At 74.0% G+C, this 23,698-nt stretch carries 22 protein-coding genes and 1 tRNA gene; 14 read left to right on the forward strand and 9 right to left on the reverse strand.

All coding sequences use genetic code 11. The features are described 5' to 3' along the window. Positions 1 to 57: 57 nt before the first annotated feature. The 4 genes from ACTWP5_RS06360 (at position 58) to ACTWP5_RS06375 (ending at position 4,479) form a co-directional block, all read left to right on the forward strand. The gene (locus ACTWP5_RS06360) at positions 58 to 903 is read left to right on the forward strand and encodes a carbohydrate ABC transporter permease (protein WP_443219749.1); all 846 of its coding nucleotides are present in this window, start codon (positions 58 to 60) and stop codon (positions 901 to 903) included. Further along, positions 900 to 1,808, forward strand: a complete 909-nt coding sequence (locus tag ACTWP5_RS06365) for a carbohydrate ABC transporter permease (protein WP_443219750.1) — start codon at positions 900 to 902, stop codon at positions 1,806 to 1,808. The genes ACTWP5_RS06360 and ACTWP5_RS06365 overlap by 4 nt, the downstream gene beginning before the upstream one ends. 100 nt (positions 1,809 to 1,908) lie before the next feature. Continuing rightward, positions 1,909 to 4,290, forward strand: a complete 2,382-nt coding sequence (locus ACTWP5_RS06370) for a glycoside hydrolase family 3 N-terminal domain-containing protein (protein ID WP_443219751.1) — start codon at positions 1,909 to 1,911, stop codon at positions 4,288 to 4,290. A 117-nt stretch (positions 4,291 to 4,407) separates the two neighbouring features. Continuing rightward, positions 4,408 to 4,479, forward strand: a tRNA-Val gene (locus ACTWP5_RS06375). A gap of 408 nt (positions 4,480 to 4,887) precedes the next feature. On the opposite strand, the gene ACTWP5_RS06380 is transcribed toward ACTWP5_RS06375, so the two are convergent. Beyond that, positions 4,888 to 5,400 (reverse strand): hypothetical protein, encoded by a 513-nt coding sequence (locus ACTWP5_RS06380; RefSeq protein WP_443219752.1) that lies wholly within the window; start codon positions 5,398 to 5,400, stop codon positions 4,888 to 4,890. Positions 5,401 to 5,778: 378 nt separating this feature from the next. On the opposite strand from ACTWP5_RS06380, the gene queC reads away from it, so the two are divergent. The 6 genes from queC to rsmI all read left to right on the forward strand — a co-directional run bounded on the left by queC (position 5,779) and on the right by rsmI (position 10,989). Further along, a complete protein-coding gene (queC, locus tag ACTWP5_RS06385) occupies positions 5,779 to 6,492 on the forward strand; it encodes a 7-cyano-7-deazaguanine synthase QueC (protein ID WP_443219753.1) in 714 nt (237 codons plus the stop codon). A gap of 53 nt (positions 6,493 to 6,545) precedes the next feature. Continuing rightward, positions 6,546 to 6,914 (forward strand): 6-carboxytetrahydropterin synthase QueD, encoded by a 369-nt coding sequence (queD, locus tag ACTWP5_RS06390; RefSeq protein WP_443219754.1) that lies wholly within the window; start codon positions 6,546 to 6,548, stop codon positions 6,912 to 6,914. Between the two features lie 6 nt (positions 6,915 to 6,920). Further along, a complete protein-coding gene (gene queE, locus ACTWP5_RS06395) occupies positions 6,921 to 7,571 on the forward strand; it encodes a 7-carboxy-7-deazaguanine synthase (RefSeq protein WP_443219755.1) in 651 nt (216 codons plus the stop codon). A 47-nt stretch (positions 7,572 to 7,618) separates the two neighbouring features. Next, positions 7,619 to 8,023, forward strand: a complete 405-nt coding sequence (gene queF, locus ACTWP5_RS06400) for a preQ(1) synthase (RefSeq protein WP_443219756.1) — start codon at positions 7,619 to 7,621, stop codon at positions 8,021 to 8,023. After that, the gene (locus ACTWP5_RS06405; RefSeq protein WP_443219757.1) at positions 8,020 to 9,255 is read left to right on the forward strand and encodes a tRNA-guanine transglycosylase; all 1,236 of its coding nucleotides are present in this window, start codon (positions 8,020 to 8,022) and stop codon (positions 9,253 to 9,255) included. The genes queF and ACTWP5_RS06405 overlap by 4 nt, the downstream gene beginning before the upstream one ends. Before the next feature lie 78 nt (positions 9,256 to 9,333). Further along, positions 9,334 to 10,989 carry a 16S rRNA (cytidine(1402)-2'-O)-methyltransferase gene (gene rsmI, locus ACTWP5_RS06410; RefSeq protein ID WP_443219758.1) on the forward strand — a complete coding sequence of 552 codons (1,656 nt, stop codon included), beginning with the start codon at positions 9,334 to 9,336 and terminating at the stop codon, positions 10,987 to 10,989. Here rsmI and ACTWP5_RS06415 read toward each other — a convergent pair. The 3 genes from ACTWP5_RS06415 to ACTWP5_RS06425 form a co-directional block, all read right to left on the reverse strand. Beyond that, positions 10,962 to 13,268, reverse strand: coding sequence for a hypothetical protein (locus tag ACTWP5_RS06415; RefSeq protein WP_443219759.1), 2,307 nt, complete (start codon positions 13,266 to 13,268; stop codon positions 10,962 to 10,964). The two genes, rsmI and ACTWP5_RS06415, sit on opposite strands and share 28 nt — an antisense overlap. Further along, a complete protein-coding gene (locus tag ACTWP5_RS06420; protein ID WP_443219760.1) occupies positions 13,265 to 14,299 on the reverse strand; it encodes a hypothetical protein in 1,035 nt (344 codons plus the stop codon). Before ACTWP5_RS06420 ends, ACTWP5_RS06415 begins: the two co-directional genes overlap by 4 nt. Positions 14,300 to 14,435: 136 nt before the next feature. Beyond that, positions 14,436 to 15,110, reverse strand: a complete 675-nt coding sequence (locus ACTWP5_RS06425) for a Crp/Fnr family transcriptional regulator (protein WP_443219761.1) — start codon at positions 15,108 to 15,110, stop codon at positions 14,436 to 14,438. Positions 15,111 to 15,411: 301 nt separating this feature from the next. On the opposite strand from ACTWP5_RS06425, the gene ACTWP5_RS06430 reads away from it, so the two are divergent. Next, positions 15,412 to 15,663, forward strand: coding sequence for a hypothetical protein (locus ACTWP5_RS06430; RefSeq protein WP_443219762.1), 252 nt, complete (start codon positions 15,412 to 15,414; stop codon positions 15,661 to 15,663). Between the two features lie 106 nt (positions 15,664 to 15,769). Then, complete coding sequence (locus tag ACTWP5_RS06435; RefSeq protein WP_443219763.1) at positions 15,770 to 16,594, forward strand: SAM-dependent methyltransferase; 825 nt, start codon at positions 15,770 to 15,772, stop codon at positions 16,592 to 16,594. A 175-nt stretch (positions 16,595 to 16,769) separates the two neighbouring features. Here the strand turns inward: ACTWP5_RS06435 and ACTWP5_RS06440 are convergent, their stop codons facing one another. Next, positions 16,770 to 17,465 carry a DedA family protein gene (locus tag ACTWP5_RS06440; protein ID WP_443219764.1) on the reverse strand — a complete coding sequence of 232 codons (696 nt, stop codon included), beginning with the start codon at positions 17,463 to 17,465 and terminating at the stop codon, positions 16,770 to 16,772. A gap of 209 nt (positions 17,466 to 17,674) precedes the next feature. On the opposite strand from ACTWP5_RS06440, the gene ACTWP5_RS06445 reads away from it, so the two are divergent. Both ACTWP5_RS06445 and ACTWP5_RS06450 read left to right on the forward strand, forming a co-directional pair. Then, on the forward strand, positions 17,675 to 18,337 hold the full coding sequence (locus tag ACTWP5_RS06445; RefSeq protein WP_443219765.1) for a superoxide dismutase family protein: 663 nt from the start codon (positions 17,675 to 17,677) through the stop codon (positions 18,335 to 18,337). 253 nt (positions 18,338 to 18,590) lie between these two features. Beyond that, positions 18,591 to 19,187 (forward strand): TMEM165/GDT1 family protein, encoded by a 597-nt coding sequence (locus tag ACTWP5_RS06450; RefSeq protein ID WP_443219947.1) that lies wholly within the window; start codon positions 18,591 to 18,593, stop codon positions 19,185 to 19,187. Positions 19,188 to 19,306: 119 nt separating this feature from the next. Here ACTWP5_RS06450 and ACTWP5_RS06455 read toward each other — a convergent pair whose 3' ends face one another. The 4 genes from ACTWP5_RS06455 to ACTWP5_RS06470 all read right to left on the reverse strand — a co-directional run bounded on the left by ACTWP5_RS06455 (position 19,307) and on the right by ACTWP5_RS06470 (position 23,677). After that, entirely contained in the window at positions 19,307 to 19,987 is a 681-nt protein-coding gene (locus ACTWP5_RS06455; RefSeq protein ID WP_443219766.1) for an HAD-IA family hydrolase, read from the reverse strand. A gap of 217 nt (positions 19,988 to 20,204) precedes the next feature. Beyond that, complete coding sequence (locus ACTWP5_RS06460) at positions 20,205 to 22,214, reverse strand: DHA2 family efflux MFS transporter permease subunit (RefSeq protein ID WP_443219767.1); 2,010 nt, start codon at positions 22,212 to 22,214, stop codon at positions 20,205 to 20,207. Between the two features lie 233 nt (positions 22,215 to 22,447). Then, positions 22,448 to 22,807 carry a tRNA-binding protein gene (locus tag ACTWP5_RS06465; protein ID WP_443219768.1) on the reverse strand — a complete coding sequence of 120 codons (360 nt, stop codon included), beginning with the start codon at positions 22,805 to 22,807 and terminating at the stop codon, positions 22,448 to 22,450. 24 nt (positions 22,808 to 22,831) lie between these two features. Beyond that, on the reverse strand, positions 22,832 to 23,677 hold the full coding sequence (locus tag ACTWP5_RS06470) for an ECF transporter S component (protein ID WP_443219948.1): 846 nt from the start codon (positions 23,675 to 23,677) through the stop codon (positions 22,832 to 22,834). Positions 23,678 to 23,698 lie beyond the last annotated feature (21 nt).

Consider the following 23,698-nt stretch of genomic DNA (forward strand, 5'->3'; position numbering starts at 1 on the left):
GCGAGGCGAGCGAAGGGCGCGAGGCGCGCGAAGGGCGCCGCCGGTCCCACGCCGTGGATGGCGGCGCCCGCCCTGCTCCTCTTCGGCCTCTTCGCCGTGCTGCCGCTGCTGGGCGTCGTCGTGCTGTCGTTCATGAACTGGGACGGCCTGGGCGACCCCACCTGGACCGGTCTGGACAACTGGCGCGAGGCCATCGACGACCCCGTCACCCGCGAGGCGGTCTGGCTCACCGTCCAGCTCACCGCGCTCTCCTTCGTCTTCCAGGCCCCGCTCGCCCTCCTGCTCGGCGTCTTCACCGCCGGCCGGCAGCGCTACCGGGCGCTGCTGTCCGTGCTGTACTTCCTGCCGCTGCTGTTCAGCTCCGCCGGCGTGGCCATCGCCTTCCAGGCCCTGGCCGACCCGAACTTCGGCGTCGGCACGGCGCTGGGCATCGACGCCCTGGCGAGGAACTGGCTGGGCGACCCCGACCTCGCCCTCTACGTCGTGGCCTTCGTGATCGGCTGGTCGTTCATCCCGTTCCACGCGCTGATCTACCAGGCGGGCGTCCGCCAGATCCCGGCCGAGCTGTACGAGGCGGCCCGGATCGACGGCGCGGGCACGTGGACACAGTTCTGGCGGATCACGCTGCCGCAGCTGAAGTACACGATGGTGACCTCCTCCACGATCATGATCGTCGGTTCGCTGACCTACTTCGACCTGATCTTCGTGTTGACGGGCGGCGGGCCGGGCGACGCCACCCGCGTGCTGCCGCTGGACATGTACCTGACGGGCTTCCGTTCGTACGAGATGGGGCGGGCCAGCGTGATCGCCCTCGTCCTGGCCGTCGTCGGCCTCGCCGTGGCCCTCGGCCTCAACCGCATCACCGGCGCCAGCCGCATGGACAGCCAACGGGAGGGCCTGTGAACGCGACCAGCCACGCCAGCCGGCCGGCCAAGGTCGGTCAGCCGAGCCGGGGCGACCGGCCGAGCAGGGGCGGCCGGCCACGCGGGACGGGCCGGCGCCCCAACGTCCTCGGCGCGCTCGGCGGCTGGCTGTGGCTGGCGGTCATCGTCATCCCCGTCTACTACATCGTCGTCACCAGCCTCCGCCCCCGCGAGGACTACTTCAGCGAGAACCCGCTCTCCCTCCCCTCCAACCCCACCCTCGACGCCTACGAGCGGGTCCTGGAGGCCGACTTCGCCCACTACTTCGTCAACAGCGTCCTGGTCACCGCCGGCGCGGTCGTCGTCACCCTCACCGTCTCGCTGATGGCGGCGTACGTCATCGTCCGCAGCCGCACCCGGTTCGCCGTCAACCTCTTCCGCGCGGTCCTGCTCGGCATCGCCATCCCTCTCCAGGCGGCGATCATCCCCGTCTACTACCTCATCGTCGAGCTCCAGCTCTACGACACCCTGATGGCGATCGCCCTGCCGTCGATCGCCTTCGCCATCCCCCTGACCGTGCTCATCCTGGTGAACTTCCTGCGTGACGTGCCGCGCGAGCTGTTCGAGTCGATGCGGATGGACGGCGCCGGGGAGTGGCGGACGCTGTGGAGCCTGGCGCTGCCGCTGAGCCGCCCCGCCCTGATGACGGTCGGCGTGTACGACGCGCTCCAGGTGTGGAACGGCTTCCTCTTCCCCCTCGTCCTGACCCAGTCGCAGGAGAACCGCGTGCTGCCGCTGTCCCTGTGGGCCTTCGAGGGGGAGTTCTCCGCCGACGTGCCCGCCCTGCTGGCCGCGGTCGTGCTGTCGGTGTTGCCGATGCTCGCCGCGTACGCCGTCGCCCGCCGCCAGCTCGTCTCCGGCCTCACCGCCGGCTTCAGCAAGTAACACGCCGCGGGTCATCCAGCCCGTAGCACCCAGCCCGTAGCGCCCCGCCCGTACCGCCCGGCACCCGCCACCCCCGCACGCACGAAGGAGCACCCCGCCCATGCCCGAGTCCGCTCCGTGGCGCGACCTCTCCCTCCCCACCCACGAACGGGTCGAGGCCCTCCTCGCCGCCATGACCCGGGAGGAGAAGCTCGCCCAGCTCGGCAGCCACTGGCGGTCCTCCTCCGAGTCCACCACCGGGCCCCAGCGGGGCGAGGTCGCGCCGATGGAGCACGCCTTCGCCGCCGGCCGCCGCACCTTCGAGGAGGCCGCCGCCCAGGGCCTCGGCCACCTCACGCGCGTCTTCGGCAGCGAGCCGGTCACCCCGGCCGCCGGCGCCGCCCGGCTGCGCGCCCGCCAGCGGCACCTCACCACGGCCACCCGCCTCGGCATCCCGGCCATCGTCCACGAGGAGTGCCTGACCGGCTTCACCGCCCTCGGCGCGACGGTCTACCCGGCCGCCATCGCCTGGGCAGCCACCTTCTCACCCGACCTCGTCCACGCCATGGCGCGGGCCATCGGCCGCGACATGCGCGCCGTCGGCGTCCACCAGGGCCTGTCGCCCGTGCTGGACGTGGTCCGCGACTACCGCTGGGGCCGGGTGGAGGAGACCCTGGGCGAGGACCCGTACCTCGTCGGCACGCTCGGCACCGCGTACGTGCGCGGCCTGCAGTCCAGCGGGGTCATCGCCACCCTCAAGCACTTCGCCGGCTACTCCGCCGCCCGCGCCGGCCGCAACCACGCGCCGGTGCCGATCGGGCCGCGCGAGTTCGCCGACGCCATCCTGCCGCCGTTCGAGATGGCGGTCCGCGAGGGCGGCGCGGGCTCCGTGATGAACTCCTACTCCGACATCGACGGCCGCCCCGCCGCCGCCCACACCCAGCTGCTGACGACCGTCCTGCGCGAGGAGTGGGGCTTCACCGGCACGGTCGTCTCGGACTACTGGGCCATCGCCTTCCTCGACCTGACGCACCGCGTCAGCCCCGACCGCGCGAGCTCGGGTGCCCTCGCCCTCCGGGCGGGCGTCGACGTCGAACTCCCCGCCACCGACGCCTACGCCCGCCTGCGGGAGGCCGCCGACGTCCCCGACGCGTTGATCGACCGCGCCGCCCGCCGCGTCCTCACCCAGAAGGTCGAACTGGGTCTCCTCGACCCCGGCTGGCGGCCGGTGCCCGGACCCGCCCCCGGCCCCGACGGCCCCGACCGCCCGGAGCCCGACCAGGGCCCCGACCTCGACCCCGACCTGGACCTCGACTCCCCGGCCAACCGCGCGCTCGCCCGCCAGATCGCCGAGAAGTCCGTGATCCTCCTCGCCAACCCCCACGGCACGCTCCCTCTCACCACCGCCCCGTCCCACATCGCCCTGCTCGGCCCCTGCGCCGACGACCCCCGCACGTTCCTCGGCTGCTACTCCTTCCCCAACCACGTGCTGTCCCGCTACGAGGACCGCGGCACCGGCGTCCGCGTGGACTCCCTGCGCACCGCGCTCCTGGCCGAACTCCCCGGCTCCCGGATCGAGTACGCCCAGGGCGTCCCCGTCCGCGATCCCGACGCCTCCGGCATCCCGGCCGCGGTGGAGGCCGCCCGCCGCGCCGAGCTGTGCGTCCTCGCCGTCGGCGACCTGGCGAGCCTCTTCGGCCGCGGCACCTCGGGCGAGGGCTGCGACGCGCCGGACCTGACGCTCCCCGGCGCCCAGCCGCGGCTCGTCGAGGCCGTCCTCGCGACCGGCACCCCGACCGTCCTCGTCGCCGTCTCCGGCCGCCCCTACGCCCTCGGGCCCTACGCCGACCGCTGCGCCGCCGTCGTGCAGGCGTTCCTCCCCGGCGAGGAGGGCGGCCCGGCCATCGCCGGCGTGCTCTCGGGCCGCGTCAACCCCAGCGGCCACCTGCCGGTCGGCATCCCCCGCGACCCCGGCGGCCAGCCCGGCACCTACCTCGCCCCGCCCCTGGGCCGGTTCAGCGAGGGCATCTCCAACCTCGACCCCACACCCCTCTACCCCTTCGGCCACGGCGGCTCGTACACCACCTTCGCCTACGAGGACCTGGCCCTGTCCGCCACCGCCATCCCCACCGACGGGACCCTCGCCGCCACCCTCCTCGTCCGCAACACCGGTCCACGCGAGGGCGAGGACGTCGTCCAGCTCTACCTCTCCGACGAGGTCGCCGAGGTCACCCGGCCCCTCCGCGAACTCGTCGGCTACGCCCGCGTCCACCTCGACCCCGGCGAGAGCTGCCAGGTCACCTTCCACCTCCACGCCGACCGCACCTCGTTCACCGGCGTCGACCACCGCCGCCTCGTCGAGCCCGGCGCCTTCACCCTCGCCGTCGGCCACTCCTCCGAGGACCTGCCCCTCACCGCCCGCTTCCGCATCACCGGCACCGGCCCACGCGTCATCCAGGGCGCCCGCGTGATGACCACCCCCGTGGAGGTCCGCCACACGTAGGCACGGCCACGGCCACGGTCCGCCCGCCTCTCCCTCACCCGCGGTGGTGGCCGGGGTGACGGAGAGGCGGGCGGACCGAGCAGCTCCGTGACGGACCTCCGTTACCCTTTCCCCTGCGGGTGCATAGCTCAGTGGTAGAGCGCCGCCCTTACAAGGCGGATGTCGGCGGTTCGAACCCGTCTGCACCCACCTCCGACCAGGGTGGATGGCGAACGGCCCACCCATCCGACGGCTCGGTGGGCCGTGCGCGCGTGGAGCGGCGACGTGCTGGGACCCTCAGACCGGGTGCCCGCCACGGATGGCGGTGCTGAGGTAGAGCTCGTCCCGTCCCGCGCGCCCTGTGCGGGGCGGTTCACCGTACAGGGCGCGCTTCGCGAGGCGACCGACCCGAGGCGCGCCTGGTCGCGCCCGAGGACCCACCCCGCGTCCCGGCAGTGCGGAACCTCCCGTGCCCGGCCCGGTGATGCCGGGAGCCTCCCTCCAACTCCGCGGCGTGAGCGAGACTTCGGTGAGCAGTGCGGTGCGGGCAGCAGTGCGCCCGAGGCGACCGTTCGTCCGGGCGCCGGTGGTTTCCGAAGACGCCTCAGCGGCCCCCTGTCACAGCTGCGTCGGCACCAGAGCGTTGCTCGGATCGGACATCTGACTGGTCCCCGCGCACTCCGGCAGGAACGGGTCACAGTCCCAGGAGTACCCGACGCTGACGGCGAACTCCTCGTCGCCTCTGAGTTCCTCGATCTGGTACGGGTAGGAGCACCCCGAGAGCCCGAGATCCTCCGTCGCGCAGATCCGGAACGTGTACACCCAGGGGTCGCCGGTGCTGTTCGACATGGAGTGGTGGACGCCCACGCCGTCGGCCGTCACCCGGATGTGGACGAACGCCGGAGGAATGTCGTCCGGCCGGACCGGGCGTTCGAACGTGATGGTGACCTCGCCGCGCTCATCCGTCGCGCAGGGCGCCTGGCACCCTTCCACGGTCGCGCTGAGCAGGTTGACCGGCGGCGGTTTCGGGCGGGTGTCGGTGGCGTCGGCCGCCGGCGCGCCGGCCACCAGGAGCCCCGCCGCCGCCAGTCCCGCGCCGCAGACCCTCGCCGGGCGTACGTTCCCGTGCATCGAAGTTCCTCCCTCGTCGTCGAGCGAGGAGCATGGGTCTCATGCCCCTGACCATCCCCACGTTCTCCCCGCACGCGAGGTTCACCTGTTCATGACAGTCGGGGCGACCGGTGGCGACGGGGGAGCGTGAGGGGGTCCCCGGGAGCGCGGCCGCTTCTCATCCCCGACGGGCCACCCGACCCGCGTGCACCGCGGCGAGTGACCTGGGTCGGACCGGGGCGGGCGGTTCCGTGACGGACCTCGGTTACCCTTTCCCCAGCGGGCACACCGCTCAGCGGTGGAGTGCCGCCCTCACACGGAGGGTGTCGGCGGTTCGAAACGCCTGCACCCACACCCGACCTCTCCACCGCCTCGTTTCGCCACCAGGGAGCAACACACATGGCACGCCCCGCCGTCGTCCTGCTGAGCGGCGGCCTGGACTCGACGACGGTGCTGGCCATCGCCCGGGAGCAGGGCTTCGTCCCCCACGCCCTCAGCTTCCGCTACGGCCAGCGCCACAGCGTGGAACTCGACGCCGCCCGGCGCGTCGCCGAGGCCCACGGCGTCGCCCGGCACGTCGTCGCCGACATCGACCTGCGGGTCTTCGGCGGCTCCGCGCTCACCTCCGAGCTGGCCGTGCCCAAGCACGACTCCCTCGACGAGACCGACCCGGACGAGGTGCCCGTCACCTACGTCCCGGCCCGCAACACGATCTTCCTCTCCTTCGCCCTGGCGTTCGCCGAGACGATCGAGGCCAGCGACATCTTCATCGGCGTCACCGCCGTCGACTACAGCGGGTACCCCGACTGTCGCCCGGAGTACATCGACGCGTTCACGCGGATGGCCCGACTGGCGACCAGAGCCGGCGTCGAGAGCGCCGAGGGCGAGCCGCGGCTCACCATCCACACGCCGCTGATCGCCCTCAGCAAGGCCGACATCATCCGCGAGGGCCTGCGCCTGGGCGTCGACTACGGCCTCACCTCCAGCTGCTACGACCCGGACGCCGACGGCCGGGCCTGCGGCCGCTGCGACACCTGCCTGCTGCGCCTGAAGGGCTTCGCCGAGGCGGGCGTGGCCGACCCCGTCGCGTACCGGTCCGGGCGCGACGCCTGACCGGTCCGGCGCGGCAACGCGGCACGATTCACGAGAGACACCACAGAGACACCATGGAGATCTTCCGCGAGTTCACGTTCGAGGCGGCGCACCGCCTGCCCCACGTTCCCGAGGGGCACAAGTGCGCACGGCTCCACGGGCACTCCTACCGGGTCGCCGTCCACGTGGGCGGCGACGTCGACCCCGAGGCGGGGTGGGTCATGGACTTCGCCCAGCTCAAGGCGGCCTTCGCGCCCGTCGAGGCCCGCCTCGACCACTACTACCTCAACGACGTCCCCGGCCTCTCGAACCCCACCAGCGAGAACCTCGCCCGCTGGATCTGGGACCGGCTGCTGCCCGCGCTGCCCGGCCTCGCCGCCGTGACGGTGCGCGAGACCTGCACCTCGGGCTGCACCTACCGCGGCGAGCCGGCGGGTGGGTGAGGCCGCGTGGCGTACCTGATCAAGGAGATCTTCTACACCCTCCAGGGCGAGGGCTCCCACGCCGGCCGCCCCGCGGTCTTCTGCCGCTTCTCCCGCTGCAACCTGTGGACGGGGCGCGAGCGGGACCGCCACCGCGCCGTCTGCCAGTTCTGCGACACCGACTTCGTCGGCACCGACGGCGAGGGTGGCGGCCGTTTCGCGACCGCCGAGGAGCTCGCCGACGCCGTCGAGCGCGCCTGGCCCGCCGAGGCGGCGACGGCCACCGGGGCCGCGCGGCGCTTCGTCGTGTGCACCGGCGGCGAGCCGCTGCTCCAGCTCGACGACGCGGCCGTCGAGGCGTTCCACCGGCGGGGCTTCGAGGTCGCCGTCGAGACGAACGGCACCCGGCTGCCGCCCGCCGGCGTCGACTGGCTGTGCGTCAGCCCGAAGATCGGCGCCGAGCTCGTCGCGACCCGCGGCGACGAGCTGAAGCTCGTCTACCCGCAGGCCGGCGGCGACCCCGCGGCGTTCGAGCACCTCGACTTCCGCCACTTCCGGCTCCAGCCGATGGACGGCCCGGACCGCGAGGCCAACACCCTCGCCGCGGTGAGGTACTGCCTGAGCCATCCGCGGTGGTCGCTCTCGTTGCAGACCCACAAGTACCTGGGCATCCCGTGACCCCGGCGGCGCCGGGCGGGTTCGGGGGAGCGGGTTACGATGGCCGCATGTCAGACGCGTCAGGAGCGCAGGTCCCGGAGCTCACCGTTCTCGGGTCGGAGATCCGTTCCCCGATCGAGCACGTCGAGTCGTTTCCGGCGCCGCCGGAGTGCACCAGGGTCCGCTTCTCGACCGACGAGGTGAGCTCCCTGTGCCCGGTGACGGGTCAGCCCGACATCTCCAGCGTCGTCATCGACTACGAGCCGCACGAGCACTGCGTGGAGTCGAAGTCCCTCAAGCTCTACCTCTGGTCCTTCCGGGACCGCGCCATCTTCGCCGAGGCCCTCGCCGGCGAGATCGCCACGGAGATACGGCGTTCCGCGCGCCCGCGTTCGGTCCGCGTCGTCGTGACGCAGCACGCGCGGGGCGGCATCGTGACCGAGGCCACCGCCGAGCTGCCGGGCCCCGCGTGACCACTCCCTCCCCGTCCGTGGCCTCCGGCTCCGTGGCGTCCGCGACGGCGACGGCGACGTCCCCGCCCGCGACACCCGAGCCCGCGACACCCGCCAGCGGGCCGGCCGTGGCCGCGCCCGCCGCCCCACGGACCGCCGCGGCCCCGGGCACGGTGTGGACGCGCCGTGGCTCCCTCCCCGCCCCCGTCTTCGTGCCCGACGCCACGCGCGGCGTGGTGCGCGGCGTCCCCACCCCCCTCTTCGCCCGGCAGGGGGTGCAGGCGGCCCTCGTCAGCACGGCCCACCTCGCGGCGCAGCCCGGCGCCTCCGTCGTCTCCCGCCTGGGCGGCGTCCACGCCTTCATGGGCTGGCAGGGGCCGGTGATCTCCGACTCCGGTGGCTTCCAGGTCTTCTCCCTCCTCGGGAGCAACCGCTCGCTGGCCAAGGTCACCGACGCCGGCCTGTCGTACCGCTTCTCCCCCAAGCAGAAGTACCGGATGCTCTCCCCCCGCAGCTGCGTCGAGACGCAGCTGCGGCTCGGCGCCGACATCATCTACTGCCTGGACTACTGCACCCACCCCTCCGCCCCGGACGCCGAGCAGGACCGCGGCGTGGAGCTGACGCTGCGGTGGGCGGCGGAGTGCCGCGCCACCTTCGACCGCCTCGTCGCCGAGCTGCCGCCGGAGCGGCGCCCGCTGCTCTTCGCCGTGGTGCAGGGCGGGACGTCCGAGGCGCGGCGGCGGCACTGCGCCGAGGCGCTGGCCGAGATGGGCTTCGACGGGTACGGCTTCGGCGGGTACCCGATCGTCGACGGCCGGCTGGTGGACGAGGTCGCCCTCGTCGCCGAGCTGGTGCCGGAGGGCAGCGTGCTGCACGGCCTCGGCATCGGCACGCCGGAGAACGTCGCCAGCGCCTGGCGCGCCGGGTACGACATCTTCGACTGCACCCTCCCCACCCGCAACGCGCGCCGGGGCGTCCTGTACACCCACCTCGACACCGAGGCCCTCGCCGCCGCGCGGGACGACGGCGCCCGCTTCTACCGCCACGCGCGGCTGGACTCCGAGCGCTGGGTGCGCAGCACCGACCCGGTCGACCCGGACTGCGACTGCGAGATGTGCACCACGCTGCCGGCCGGGTACGTCGCGCACCTGCTGCGCATCGAGGACCCCCTCGCCGGCGTCCTCGGCTCGCTGCACAACCTCCGCTTCTACGTCCGCCTCACGGAGGCGCTGCGCGCCGGACCGCCGCGCTGAGCGGAGCGCGCGGGCACGCGGTGGCACGCGCGGGGACGACGACGGGACGACGCGGGTGACGGAAGGGAGCGAGCGGCGATGCCACGGGCGAGCGCGACGGGTGACGACCGTCCGGCGGCCGTCGAGGAACTGGCACGCCGGATCCTCGCGGCGGGGAAGTACCGCCACCTCGACGAGGGCTTCGTGCACCGCCTGGCGGGCGAGGCCCTGGACCGCTGCCGTGACCGCACCCAGGCCCTGAAGTACGCCAAGCGCAAGCTGCACCAGGCCTTCGGTGCCTTCCTCACGGGCCAGCCGGCCGAGGCCGTCGCCGCGGTCGGCGCGGCCGTGACCGAGGACCGGCTGTCGCTGCGGGACGCGTGCCGGACCGCGATGCGCGCCCACGCCTCCTCGGCGGAGCGGCTGGCGGACCTCGAAGCCTTCTACGAGCAGGTCGCCGCGTGGTGCGGCACCCCCCGCTCGGTGGTGGACCTGGCCTGCGGCCTCAACCCGCTCGCGATGCCGTGGATGCGCCTGGCGCCCGACTGCTCGTACTGGTTCTGCGACGTCGACGCCTCGCTCGTCGCCGCGCTGCGGGGGCTGGAGACGGTGCTGCCCGCCGCACGCCTGACCGGCGAGCCCCGCGACCTCGTCGCCGCGCCGCCGCGGGTGAGCGCCGACGTCGCCCTCGTGCTGAAGACGCTCACCACGGTGGAGCAGCAGAGCGGCGGCGCCGCGGGGCGGATCCTGGCGGCCCTCGACTGCGAGCACGTCGTCGTCTCGCTGCCGCGCCGCAGCCTCTCCGGTCGCCGCGAGTACACCGACGACGCCCGCGCCATGCTCCAGCGGGCGGCCGAGGGCTCGCCCTACCACCTCGCCGACGAGGCCCACGTCGGCGACGAACTCCTCTGCCACCTCACCCGCGAGCCCGCCGGCGCACACGACGCCGGACCCGTGCGTGCGGACGCCGGAGACGACGCGCCCGCCGAGCCCCCGGGCGGCGACGGCGCGGGCGCGGACCCGCCCGGCGACGAGGCCCGCGCGGGCGGGGTCCTGACCCTCGTGGGCACCCCGCTCGGGAACCTCTCCGACCTCGGTGGCGCCTCGCTGCGCGCCCTGCGCGAGGCCGACGTCGTCTGCGCCGAGGACACCCGCCGCACCCGCAAGCTGCTGTCCGCCTTCGACATCCACCCCGCGCGGCTGGTGTCCGTCCGCGCGCACAACGAGCGCGCCCAGTCCGCCCGCGTGCTGCGGTGGCTCGACGAGGGCCTGCGCGTCGCGTTCGCCACGGACGCCGGCATGCCGACGGTCTCCGACCCCGGGTACGAGCTGGCCCGGCACGTCCTCGACGCGGGCCGCGAGATCTCCGTCGCCGCCGGCCCCGACGCCGCCACCACGGCCCTGGCGCTCGCCGGCATGCCCGCCGACCGCTGGTGCTTCGAGGGCTTCCTGCCGGTCAGGGGCGGCGCCCGCACCCGCCGCCTGGCCGACCTGGCGGCGGAACCCCGCACGATGGTCCTCTACGAGGCCCCCCACCGCCTCCTGGGCACCCTCGCCGACCTCGCCGCCGCGCTGGGACCCGACCGCGAGGCCGCCGTCCTCAACGACATGACCAAACGCTACGAACGCGTCTGGCGCGGCCCTCTCGCCACCCTCACCGACCACCTGGCCACCCCGCCACCCCGCGGCGAGTTCGCCCTCGTCGTCGCGGGCCGCCCGACGCCGCGTCAGGGTTCGGGCGACGCCAGTTCCTGAAGCGCCGTCTCACGCTGTTCGACCAGCCACTGCGGCCCTTCGGTCGCCAGCGCCGCCAGGACGCGGAAGCCGGACAGCACCCCGGTGTTCTCAAGGGTCATCGCGCGCAGCCGTTCGGGGTCGTCCACGCCGGGGAGCCGGAGCTGGTCGAAGTTCTCGATCAACATGTCGACGTGTTCCCCGGTGTTCAGCACCAGCCGCAGCGCCTCGTGGATGACGGGCTCGTCGTAGTCCGCGACGTCCGGGGGCGTGCCGTCGCCGACCGCGGTCGGAACGATCTCCCTCCGGTTCCTGCCGAAACGCACGCCGATCGTCTCCAGGACCACCGAGTTGACCGAGTCGAAGCGGAACACCATGTCCCTGCGCCCACTGTGCTGACCGGTCGCGAAGGTCATCTCCCAGGTGCTGATCCACACCCCGCCCGTGGTGAGGACGAACAGTTTCAGCGCGAAGCGCGAGTACCGCGTCGGGCCGTTCACCTCCTTCGCGCGAACGCAGTTGCGCGCACCCTCCAGGACGAAGAAGCTGAACAGGACCTCGCGACGCTGCGCCCGGTGTTCGCGCAGCATCTCCCGCAGCAGGACGCGCTGGTCGAGGTCGAGCCAGCGCGCCATCTCGACGTCGCTGGGCCGCTCCCGCAGGCGCTGTCGCTCGCGGACGAGCGCGAGCCGGTCCTCCGCGTGCCGGGCCAGGTCCTCCTTGTACAGCCGCTCGCGTGCGAGCCCGACGGCCCCCCATCGGACGAGTCGCGCCGTGACGAGCCACAGCACGCCGATCAGGAGAGCGCCCTGGTACGCGTCGGCGGGGATCTCGAACACCGAGGTCCCCGCGTCCAGACCGATCGGTGAGAGCTGTGCGGCGATCCTGCGCTGTTCGGCGATCTCGTCGACGAGGTACGCGACGACGCTGGCGAGGGCGCCCCAGCTCATCAACCTCGCGCCCCAGAGCTGTGACCGGTTCGGCTGGCGCCCGGCCGACGCCTGGTGCCTCGGCGGAGCGCCTCGCCGCCACTGGTCGGCGGCCGACCGGGCCCGATGCCTGACCAGCCAGTCGACCTCCCCGGGCGGGGTGTCGTGCCCGTAGGCGTGGGTCAGCTCCGAGACCAGGAGGAGCTGCGCCTCCTCGGTGGCCTCACGCCATCGCCCGACCGCCTGCCGGTCACCTGGGACCTGAGCCCGAAAGTGTCTGTCCACGAGGGCGCTGACGGTACGCAGGAAGAACCTCCGCTGCCTGGCACCCTCCCCGTCTGGCAGACGACTCGAGGCGGGACGCGGGGACGACCGGTCACCCGGGCGGTCCGCGACGCGGGTGACGCGCCGGGCGAGGAACCCGGAGGAGACGACCTCGTCAGCCCCGCGGCTGTCGACGTCGCCCGCGTCGGCGAGCCACTGTCGCGCTCGTGCCGCGCGTTCCTGCTCGATGCGGGCACGCAGCGGCGCGAGCAGGACGAACGCGCCCAGGAGCACGATCATGCCGCACAGGAGGGCGTAGCCGCCCTTCCTGGCGACCACGACGAGGCCGACGCCGGACAGGACGCCAGCCGCGGTGAGGCACGTGGCGGACAGACCCTGGAAGAGCGATGCGGGAGGCTCCGGCACCCGGGGCTCGGCCGGGTCGGGGGTGAAGTAGAGAGGGACCCGTTCGGCCCTCCGGTTCGCCGTGCGGTGAGGGGTCTCGGGATCCTCGTCGGCGTCCACCGCGTCGCGTCGCACCGCCGCGAGGAGGCGCAGCAGGTGGCCGCGCAACTCCGCGGCCCGCTCCGCGGGCAGTGTCCCCAACTCCGTGAGCAGCGCGGCCGCCACCGTCGTGTCGGGGTCGGTCGCCAGGGCCACGGGCAGGATGCGGGCTATCAGGCGGCCGGCGGCGTGGTACTCCACCTCGTTCCGCGTGGGCGTCGCGGAGGTGAGCCACGCGAGGGCGTGGCTCACCTGCGCACGCTCCCGGCTGGTGAGTTCCTCGGCGGACCGTCCACTGAGCACGGCCAGCGCCAGGTGGTAGTAGGCCGTCGCGGTCCGGAGGCCTCCGTCGATCGCCTCACCGATCAGCCGTAGCGCCTGTTCCCTGTCGTGACGCCGCAGAGAGCTGATGCCCTGCTGGAGCTTCTCCGCCCCACCGACCGGGGCTGACGTCTGGTAGACGTCGCCGTGGACCACGCCGATGCCGCCGTGGAGGTCGCCCATCGCTCCGATGCCGGAGACCGCGGTGGGCGGCAGGGACGGGAACTCCGGCGTGGTCTGCTGGTTCGGGGGAGAGGGGTGAGGGGTCCGTGTGGCGGTCATGACGCCACCTGGAGAGCGAGCAGGATGCGCGAGATGGCGTCTCCGACACCGGCGACATGGTCCAGCAGCCCTCTGAGCCTGCGCAGCGCACGGGAGAGGCGTCCGCGCTCCTCCTCGTCCTCGGACTCGGCGTGCTGGATGGCCTCGTCGAGCTCGCGCAGCGCGTCCCTGCCGTCCTCGTCGTCGATCTCCCTCCGCCGCAGAGCGTCCGTGATCAGCTGGCGCAACGCGTGGAGCTCCCGGCGCAGATCGACGGAGGCCACCGTGACGGGCGCGGCGGGCGGCGCCGTCTGCCGGACGTCGCCGTGGACGACCCCGATGCCGCCGCGGAGGTCTCGCATGACCCCGATGCCGGAGGTGACGACGTGCGGCCTGGCGGCCTCCTGGGGGGTGGCCGTGGGCCGGGAGTCCTCGCCGGGCTCGCGGCCACCGTCCGGCGCGCCGGAGCCCGGCGGTTCGACGTACCCCGGGACGCGGATCCAGGCGTACTGGTCGACCGCCTCCTTCGCCGTGTAGCGGATCCTGCGGTAGGCCTCGGGCTCGCTCTCGGGGTAGTCGTGTCGGACGACGCCCTGGTACAGCACGTCGGAGACGGCGAGCGCCAGGACGGCGCGCGGCGCACAGGCCAGAGCCGTGCGGAGCCGTGGGAGATCGGCGAGGCGGAACGCGGTGTTGAGGTCGGCCCCACCCCAGCCGTACGGGTCGCGTGCGACCTCGCCGGCGTGGAGGGAGAGCCGTAGCCGCATGGGGTCGGTCCCCGAGCGCCCGCGCAGCTGGTCGACGAGGGCGGAGACGAACGGGCCGACGAGGCGGTGCTTGGGCGTGGAGGCGGGGAACAGCTGGAAGCAGCCGTCGCCACGGTCCTCGCCCGCCACCGGCTCGACGCCGGCGTGCCGCAGCGCGCGTCGGTTGATGTCGTAGAGGCGCTCGCGGTTGCGGATCTGCTCCGGGGTCGTGCGCTCCGCCGACCTCTCGACGTCGATCACGACCATCGCGTAGTGGAGGGTGGGGGCCGGTGTGGCCATGGTCATGCCCTTCTCTGTGGGGGACTGCCCGTTGTGCCCAGGACCTGCCGAGGATCGTCCGGCGGCGTTCGGCACTCGCTACCGATGTCATGGGTAGTCCACAGAGCGGGCTGACTCCGCCGCATTTGCGGAACTTGCGGAATCAGGTGCTTGACCGCAGCCACGACTCCAGCCGTCGGGGATCGACGACGACGACCTGGCCATACTGGGGCGCGATCAGTTGGGCGTCGCTCAGAACGCGAAAAGCACGCCCAACGGAATCCGTCGACACGTTCGCAGCCTTGGCCAATACTTCCTGGCTGACGCGGACTCCGATGCCCGTGGGAAAACCCGCGGGCGCGCGCGTTCCGATACCGCGGCACAGTTCCAGCAGTACGCAGGCGATCCACGCGGCGCCCCGATGGGCGCCCTGACCGGCCCGCAGCCGGTCGGACTGCCGCCAGCGGTCGATCACGATCCGTTGGACCGTGGCCTCGAACGAGGAACTCTCCGCCAGCAGTGCACGGAACGCCGCTTCGGCCACCAGAACTCCGCGCACGGGAGTCAGCGCGGACACGGTGGCGGCGCGTCGCCCGCCGTCGAGCAGCGACACCTCGCCCAGCAACTCGCCCGCCCCACGCAGCGCCAGCAGGCTCTCGTGGCCGTCAACGGAGACCACGCCCACCTTGACGAGCCCGGACTCGACGAGCACCACACCGCCGCACGCCTGCCCCTCGCGCATCAGCACCTCGCCGCGGGTCCAGCGCCGCGCGCCTCCGCGTCGCCGAACCAGGGTGATCTCCTCCCAGGACAGTCGCGCCCGGTCCAGAGGATCCACGCTGACACCTCCCGCGCCGCTGAAAGGTGAGGTCATCCTATGCCGGGACGCCGTCGCGCGGCCCTTGTTCCGAACGTCCTCGGTCCGTCATTTCCCGAACTCCCGGCTCCGCGATTTCCGCGTCCCTCCCATTCCCCGGTCGGTGAGCGAATCTCCGTCCTCCGCGCCCCGCTCGCAGAAGTGAGGTGAGGGACATGGTGTGTGGCGAACGCGTAACAGTGGGGGGCCGGACGCAGCCCGGAAGGCACGGTGCTCGTCCTTCCTCGTGAAGGGCCGTTCATGGGGATCAAAGGGGGATGCCATGGATGCGGTGCTGTTGATGCTGGGACTCCTCGGGATGGGGGCCGTCGTCGCGGTCATCGTGGCGGCGGTGATGTACGCCCTGGACGCGGGGGGCAGTCGGGCCCTGAGCTTGTCCGACAGGCACGGTCGCGACGGCTGGAGCGGCGGTTCCTTCTGGGGTGGCGGCGACGGTGGTGGCTGGGGCGGAGGGGACTCCGGCGGCTGTGGTGGCGGTGGTGGCGACGGGGGAGGGGGTGGAGGCGGCTGCTGACCGTCGCCAACACGGGGAAATGGCTTGGGTTCTGATCGACCGTGGGGTGGTACGGGACTAGCATGTCCCGGAATTGATCATGATCTGTGAGCCGAAGGAGCGACGGGTGTCCGAAGCGACGAGCGACCGGGCCGGCGGCGAGGTGGACCTGCGGACGGACCGCCCGCACTCAGCCCGGATGTACGACTACCTGTTGGGCGGCAAGGACCACTACGTCGTCGACGCCGAGGCCGCCGAGAAGGCGCTCGGCGCCTTTCCGATGCTGCGCGTCGCGGCCCGGGAGAACCGGAAGTTCCTCGGCCGCGCCGTGCGGTACCTCGCCCAGGAGGCGGGGATAAGGCAGTTCCTCGACCTGGGCTCCGGGCTCCCCACGGCGGAGAACGTCCACCAGGTCGCCCAGCGGGTCGACCCCGGCGCCCGCGTGGTCTACGTGGACAACGACCCGATCGTGCTCGTCTACGGCAGCGCGCTGCTGGGGAAGAACGACCAGACCGTGGTCATACAGGGCGACATGCGGGATCCGGAGGCGATCCTCGACCACCCCAGGACGCGGAGCCTGATCGACTTCGACGAGCCCGTCGCGCTGCTGGCCGTCGCCATCCTGCACTTCGTCGGTGACGACGAGGACCCGCTGGGCATCCTGCGCCGGCTGCGGCAGGCGCTGCCGGCCGGCAGCCACGTGATCCTCTCGCACGCCACCGCGGACATCGCGCCCGAGGCCGCGATGGGGGTGCAGGACGCCTACCGCGCGCAGGGCGTGCCGTTGACCCTGCGCGGCCGCGAGGAGTTCACGCGCTTCTTCGAGGGCACCGAGCTCGTCGAGCCCGGCGTCCAGGTGGTCTCCGACTGGCGGTCCACCGTGCCGGTGGAGGCGCGGCCGGACCACGCCGACGTGTCCTGGTACGGCGGAGTGGGCCGCATCCCGAGCTGACCCGGCACGGGCCTCGACGCGGGCCTCGACGCGGGCCGGGGCGAACGGTGAACACGGCCAGAAGACGAAGAGGGTGACGACGGTGACGGGGGCCGCGGGCGCCACGTCGGCACGGCCGACGGGCCACGCGGCCCACCCGTGCCGGGCGTGAGGGGCCGGGCGTGGGGGAGAGCGGCTACGCCACCGGCGCGTTCGCGGGCTCCGTCGTCGGCGCCGTCGGCTCGCCGCCCGAGCCGGGCTCCGCGTCCGCACCGGGGCGCAGCAGACGGGCGGCGACGCCGCCGGCGGCGATCAGCGCCAGCAGCGACAGGGCCGTGGCGAACCAGCTGGCGCCCAGCAGCTGGCCGCCGAGGTACCCGAGGCCCACGCTGTACCCGGTCCACACCACGGCGGCCACCGCCGACCAGGGCAGGAACTCGCGGGCGCGGCGCCGCGTCGCGCCCGCGCCCAGGCTGACCAGCGCCCGGCCGGCCGGCGCGAAGCGCGCGAGCACCACCAGCGACCCGCCCCCACGGGCGAGGGCCGCGCCGATCCGCTCCTGCGCGACGGTCATCCGGCGGGAGCGCGCGATCGCGCCCGCGAAGCGGCGTCCGCCGCGCCGGGCGAGGTGGTAGGCCAGGAGGTCGCCGAGGAAGGAGGCGCTGGCCGCGCAGAGTATGAGGAGAAACAGCTCGGGCAGGTGCGCCTCGGCGGAGGACGGTGAGGGCAGGCCCCCCGCGACGTCGGCGGCGGTGCCGGCGGCGACCGTGGCCGCGGTGACGACGAGGGCTCCGCTCGGCAGCAGCGGCACGAAGACGTCCAGGAGGATCGAGAGAGCGACGATCACATAGATCCACGGGGCGTACAGCAGTACCCCCAAGGTCTCCTGCACGATGCTCCCCGTTCCCCTGATGACATGCCACCCGTTCCGGTAACGCCCCGAACGGGCGCGCCGTTCCGCCGTACAGCGTACGCCGACAAAGGTCGGCGGGTGTATCCGGGTTGCGTGTGGCGGGTGTCTCAGCGTGGCCGTGTCGTGGCCGGGGCGCGACACGTTGTCATGTCGCGACGGTCTCGGTGACGGACGACGGGAGAGGTGCGATGCGCGAGCAGACGCGGCGGTGGGCCACGGCGGGCGTGAGCGGAGTGGTGACGGTGGCGGCGTTGTGCGTGGGCGGCGTCGGCGCGACGGCGACGGCGACCGCGGCGGAGGCCGCGGCGACGACCCCGGGCGAGGCGCCCGGGGAGGGGCAGGCGGCGGCCGGGACGGTGCAGGACCCCTGGGAGTACACGCTGCGCGCCCACGGCACGTACACCGTCGACGGCGAGGAGGCGGTGACGTACGACACGGAGCTCGTCCCCGAGGGGACGACGGTCACCGTCGAGCAGTTCGTCGACACCGACACGGACACGATGCGGATCGACCTGACGGTGAGCGGACTGCGCCCCGGGCACACCCTCGGCGCCCACGTGCACACCGAGCCGTGCGGCCCCGACCCCGCCGCGGCCGGCGGCCACTACCAGCACCACCCGGGGGAGGAGCCCTGGCGGGCCAACCCGTACAACGAGGTCTGGCTCGACGTCACGCCCGACCCGGCGGGCGTGGGCGTCGCCGTCGCGTGGCAGCGGTGGCTCTTCCGGGAGGGCGGCGCGGGCTCGCTGGTGCTGCACGAGCACGCCACCGACGAGACGGGCGACGCGGGCGGCCGCGTGGCGTGTCTGACGGTCCCGTTCGTCGGGCTCGCCGGCTCCGGGGAGGCGTGAGGGGCCGGCTGGTACCGTGGGGCGAGATCGAAGGGGAGTAGCTCTTCGCCGGACCATCGACATACTGGCCCGCCGCATGGCGTGACGGGCCCGGTGCCCGGAGCGGGTGGCCTCGCGCGCGAGCGCGCGCGGCGTGCCGCCCGCCAGCGAGACCTTCGGCCGCAGTGTCAGCTTTCGTCACGACGCTGCCGTGCCGAAGTTCGCGCTGCCGCGGGTCCTCGGCGCGGTGGCCCGAGGAGTCATCGAGGAAGCCATGTTCTCCCTAACCACGGCCGCCGTCGTCTTCGGCGTCATCTTCCTGGCCGAGCTGCCCGACAAGACGGCCCTGGCCGGTCTCCTGCTCGGCACCCGTTACCGCGCCTCCTACGTCTTCGCCGGGGTGGCGGCGGCCTTCGTCGTCCACGTGGCGGTGGCCGTCGCGGCCGGCAGCGTGCTGGCGCTGCTGCCGCAACGTCCGGTGCAGGCGGTGGTGGGCGTGCTGTTCCTGGGCGGGGCGGTGCTGGTGCTGCGCGAGGCCCGCAAGGGCGGTGAGGAGGAGGAGTCGGGCGGCGGCTCCTCGCCGCGCGACGCGTCGTTCTGGCGGGTCGCGGGGGCCGGCTTCATGCTGATCCTGGCCGCGGAGCTCGGGGACATCACGCAGATCATGACCGCCAACCTCGCCGCCCGCTACGAGGACCCGCTCTCCGTGGCGGTGGGCGCGACCCTCGCGCTGTGGGCGGTGGCGGCCCTCGGCATCCTCGGCGGCCGCGCGCTGCTGCGATGGGTGCCGCTGCGCCTGATCGGCACGGTCGCGGCGGTGGCGATGGTGGCGCTCGGCTGCTTCAGCCTCTACGAGGCGATCGCCGGCTGACCCGGAGCGGGCCGGGACGTGGGGACGGCGGCGGCCCGCCCGGGCCACGCCGCCGTCCTCCCGTTCGTCCCTCCGGCCCGTCCCTCCGGGCCGTCCCTCCATCCGGTCCGTCCCCCGGGTCAGTCGGCGTGGACGCGGACGCGGAGCGCGCCGCCGGCCTCGCCCTGGGGCTCGACGTGGACGCGTTCCAGGGTGGGCGCCCAGACCGTCGGGCCGTGGGCCGCGGCGCGGGGGCCGACGCCGACCACGCGCATGCCGGCGGCGTGGCCCGCGGCGATGCCGGCGCCGGAGTCCTCGAACACCAGGCAGTCCTCCGGGTCGACGCCGAGCTCGGCGGCGGCCTTCAGGAAGCCCTCCGGGTCGGGCTTGCTGGCGCTGACGGACTCGGCGGTGATCCGCACCTCGGGCAGCGGAAGCCCGGCGGCCCCCATGCGGGCGGCGGCCAGGGCGGTGTCGGCAGAGGTGACCAGGGCGTGGGGGAGGGCGGCGACGGCGGCCAGCAGGGCGGGCGCCCCGGGGATGGGGACGACGCCCGCGACGTCGGCGGTCTCCTCGGCGTTCAGGCGGGCGGCGTCGGCCCGGTGGGTGGCCAGGGGGCGCTCGGGCAGCAGCTGTGCCATCGAGGCGTGGGCCTGCCGGCCGTGGATCACGGGGAGGACGAGCGCCGGGTCGAGGCCGTTGCGCAGCGCCCAGCGGCTCCAGACCCGTTCCACCACGGCGTCGGAGTTGACCAGGGTGCCGTCCATGTCGAACAGGAGGGCCCGGACGGTGAGGTCGGCTGCGGCTGCGGTCGCGGTCATGCGGGGCTCCCGGGACGGCGGTGGAGGGCAGGGGCCGGCTCGCCGGGGGCGAGGGACCGGGGGGCGATATGCCAGTGGCTCCGCCCGGGTTCTGTGGTCGGGGAAAACGGGCGGAACCACTTTGTTTGCTTACGATACAAAACCTACTCGTCTCCCGCCACCCCCACCCCCCACCCCCTCTCCCTGAGGCGGTCCGGCTCTCCCGGCCCGGCCGCCCTCAGCCCCGGCGGGGGCACTCCTGGTCGGAGCCGGCCAGCTCGCCACTGAGCTCCCGTACCAGCTCGATCAGGTCCCGCGGCCGGTCGGGACCCCACCAGTCACCCAACAGCGCCGCCAACGCCTCCTCCCTCGCCCGCCCCAGGCGCTCCGCCACGGACCGGCCCGCGGCCGTCGGCGTGAGCATCGTCCCGTCGCGCACCGCGAGCCTGCGCTCCTCCAGCACCCGCGCCGCCGGCAGCACCACCGGCAGCGGCAGCGAGACCCGCGCGGCCAGCATCGCGGGGTCGGCGGCCCCGTGCAGGTGGACGCGGAGCAGCAGCCAGGACGCGGCCGGCGGCAGGTCCACGCCGGCCGCCGCCCCGATCCGCACGTACACCTCCCGCCGGCCCTCCCGCGTCGCCAGCAGCGACAGCGCCCGTTCGCACTCCTCCCGCGAGGAGCGGGCCACGGGGTTGGGCGCCACCGTCTCGCTCGCCTCGGGCGCCCGCACGCTGCCGCGCAGCCGCTCCTCCCGCAGCGCCCAGGTCAGCAGGTGCGCGACGACCACCACCGGCACCGCGTAGAGGAAGACGTCGGTGATGGCGTCGGAGTACGCCACCAGCACCGACCGGTGGACGCCGCCCGTGAGCCCGGCCACGCCCCGCGGGTCGTGCAGCAGGGTGTCGGCGCTCACCCCGGGCGGCAGGTCGGCGCCCCGCAGCGCCACGGCGAGGTTGTCCTCCAGCCGTGCGGTGAAGACGGTGCCGAAGACCGCCACCCCGAAGGCGGCGCCGATGGAGCGGAAGAACGTGACGCCGGAGGTGGCCACCCCGAGGTCCTCGTAGCGGACGGCGTTCTGCACGGCGAGGATCAGCACCTGGAGGACCAGCCCGAGACCCAGGCCGAAGACGAGGAAGGACAGGGACATGGTCGTGTCGCTGCTGCGCTCGTCGAGGAGGTGGAGCAGCAGCAGGCCCACGGCCGTCACGGCGGTGCCGAGGACGGGATAGACCTTCCAGCGGCCGGTGTGGCTGATCAGCTGGCCCGAGAGGGTGGAGGCGGCCAGCGTGCCGAGCACCATCGGCAGCATGTGCACGCCGGACATGGTCGGCGAGATGCCGTGCACCACCTGGAGGAACGTCGGCAGGAACGTGAGCGCCCCGAACATCGCGAAGCCGATGACGAAGCCGATGGCGCAGCACAGGGAGAAGGTGCGCACGGCGAACAGGCCGAGCGGCAGCACCGGCTCGGCCGCCCGCCGCTCCACGGCGGTGAACGCGACGGCGCCTCCGACGGCGAGCGCCGCCACCCCGATCAGCCACGGCGAGTCCCAGTCCCAGGTGGTGCCGCCGAGCGAGGCGACGAGCACCAGGCAGGACGCGACGCCCGCGATCAGCGCCGTGCCCGCGTAGTCGATCACGTGCCGCCGCTCGCGGGGCGTGATGTGCAGCGCGGCGGCGACGACGGCGAGGGCCGCGACGCCGACCGGCAGGTTCACGTAGAAGACCCAGCGCCAGCTCAGGTGGTCCACGAAGAGGCCGCCGAGCAGCGGGCCGAGCACGCTGGTGGCGCCGAAGACGCCGCCGAACAGGCCCTGGTAGCGGCCTCGCTCCCGGGGCGGCACGAGGTCGCCGACGATCGCCATCGACAGCACCATCAGCCCGCCGCCGCCCAGGCCCTGGAGGGCGCGGAAGCCGATGAGCTGCGCCATGCCCTGGGCCGTGCCGCAGAGCGCGGAGCCGACGAGGAAGAGGACGATCGCCCCCTGGAAGAGCCGCTTGCGCCCGTACTGGTCGCCGAGCTTGCCCCACAGGGGGGTGCCGGCGGTGGCGGCGAGGAGGTAGGCCGTCACGACCCAGGAGAGATGGTCCATGCCGCCGAGGTCGCTGACGATGGTGGGCAGGGCGGTGGCGACGATCGTCTGGTCGAGCGCGGCCAGGAACATGCCCAGCAGCAGCGCGCCCATGGACAGCCAGAGCGAGCCGCGGCCGTGCGTCGGCGGCGAGGGGCTGCTCGGCTCGGCCGTCATGCCAACATTCTGGCTGAAACAGGGCGAATCGGCCCGTCGGTCGACTCCCGACGGGCTCGCCCACGCCTGCCGCGTGGCGCGTGAGGCGCGACCACCGCTTCACGGCCCGAGGACGACCCTCCGCCATGAGGTGTCCCCGGTCCCCGGAGGGGGCTCGGGGGAGCACGGCGCCAGGCGACGCGGCCGGGCCGGGCCGCGTCAGGCCCGGCCCGGCACGATCCGCCGGACAGGGCCTAGCCGACGACGTCGCCCGGCGCGGCGGCGGGTCCGGGCGCGAGCAGGTGCACCACGCCGTCGGCGGCGTACGAGCCGAGCAGCAGGAACTCGCTGGTGAAGCCCGCGACGCGCTTGGTGCCGAGGTTGATCGCGCCCACGACCCCCCGGCCCACCAGCTCCTCGGGCGCGTAGTTCGTGACCTGCGCGCTGGTGCGCAGTACGCCGACCTCCGGCCCGAAGTCCACCGTGATCCGGTACGCGGGCTTGCGGGCCTCGGGGAAGGGCACCACGTCGAGGATCCTGCCGACCCGCAGGTCGGTGGAGAAGAAGGCGGCGGGGTCGATGTCGGGCCTGCGCGGCCGGCCGGCGTCGTTCACGACCGGCGACCCTACCCGAGTCGGTCAGGCGGGCGTGAAACGGGCGGGCGCGTCGAACGCCGCCCGGCGCGTGGCGCGGCGCAGCGCCCGCAGCACGCTGCCGCCGAAGACGAGGACGAGCACCGCCGTCAGGGCGCCGCGCGGCACGTCCCAGCCGAGCGAGGTGGCCAGCGCGTACGCCACGTAACGCCGGAGGTTGTCGGCCAGGGGGTCGCCGGGGACGAACGACAGCTCCGAGCTGACGCCCGCCAGGTACGGCCAGCCCTGGAGGTTCATCACCAGCCCGTAGCCGAGGCCCGCCACGGCCCCGTAGCCGGCCAGCAGCGCCAGCTCGGCCCGGCCGCGCAGCCGCGTGGCCCCCGGCAGCAGCCCGGCGCCCATCGTGACCCAGCCCATCGCGAGCATCTGGAACGGCAGCCACGGGCCGACCCCGCCGGTCAGCAGCGCCGAGACGAAGAGCGACACGTTGCCCAGCACGAAGCCGAATCCGGGGCCCAACACCCGCCCGGCCAGCACCATCAGGAAGAAGATGGGCTCCAGGCCGGCCGTGCCGGCCCCCACGGGGCGCAGCGCGGCGCCCGCCGCCGCCAGCACGCCGAGCAGCGCGACGGCCTTGGCGTCCAGGCCGGTGTCCGCGATCGTGGCGGCCACCACGGCCAGCAGCAGCGGCATCAGCAGCGCGAAGATCCACGGCGCGTCGGCGGAGTGGCCCACCAGCTCGGAGGAGGGCGAGGCCAGCAGCGGCCAGCCGAAGGCGAGGACGCCGACGGCCGAGACGAGTGCGAGCGCCGTCGCCGACCGCCAGCCGAGCCGCACCGCCGCGACGCGCCGGCCCGCTGGGGTCCGGCCCGTCGTGCTCCGGCCCGCCAGGGCCGGGCCCGTCGTGGTGGG

This window comes from Streptomyces sp. 4N509B (genome assembly GCF_052245655.1).
In the GTDB taxonomy this organism is placed as follows: domain Bacteria; phylum Actinomycetota; class Actinomycetes; order Streptomycetales; family Streptomycetaceae; genus Streptomyces.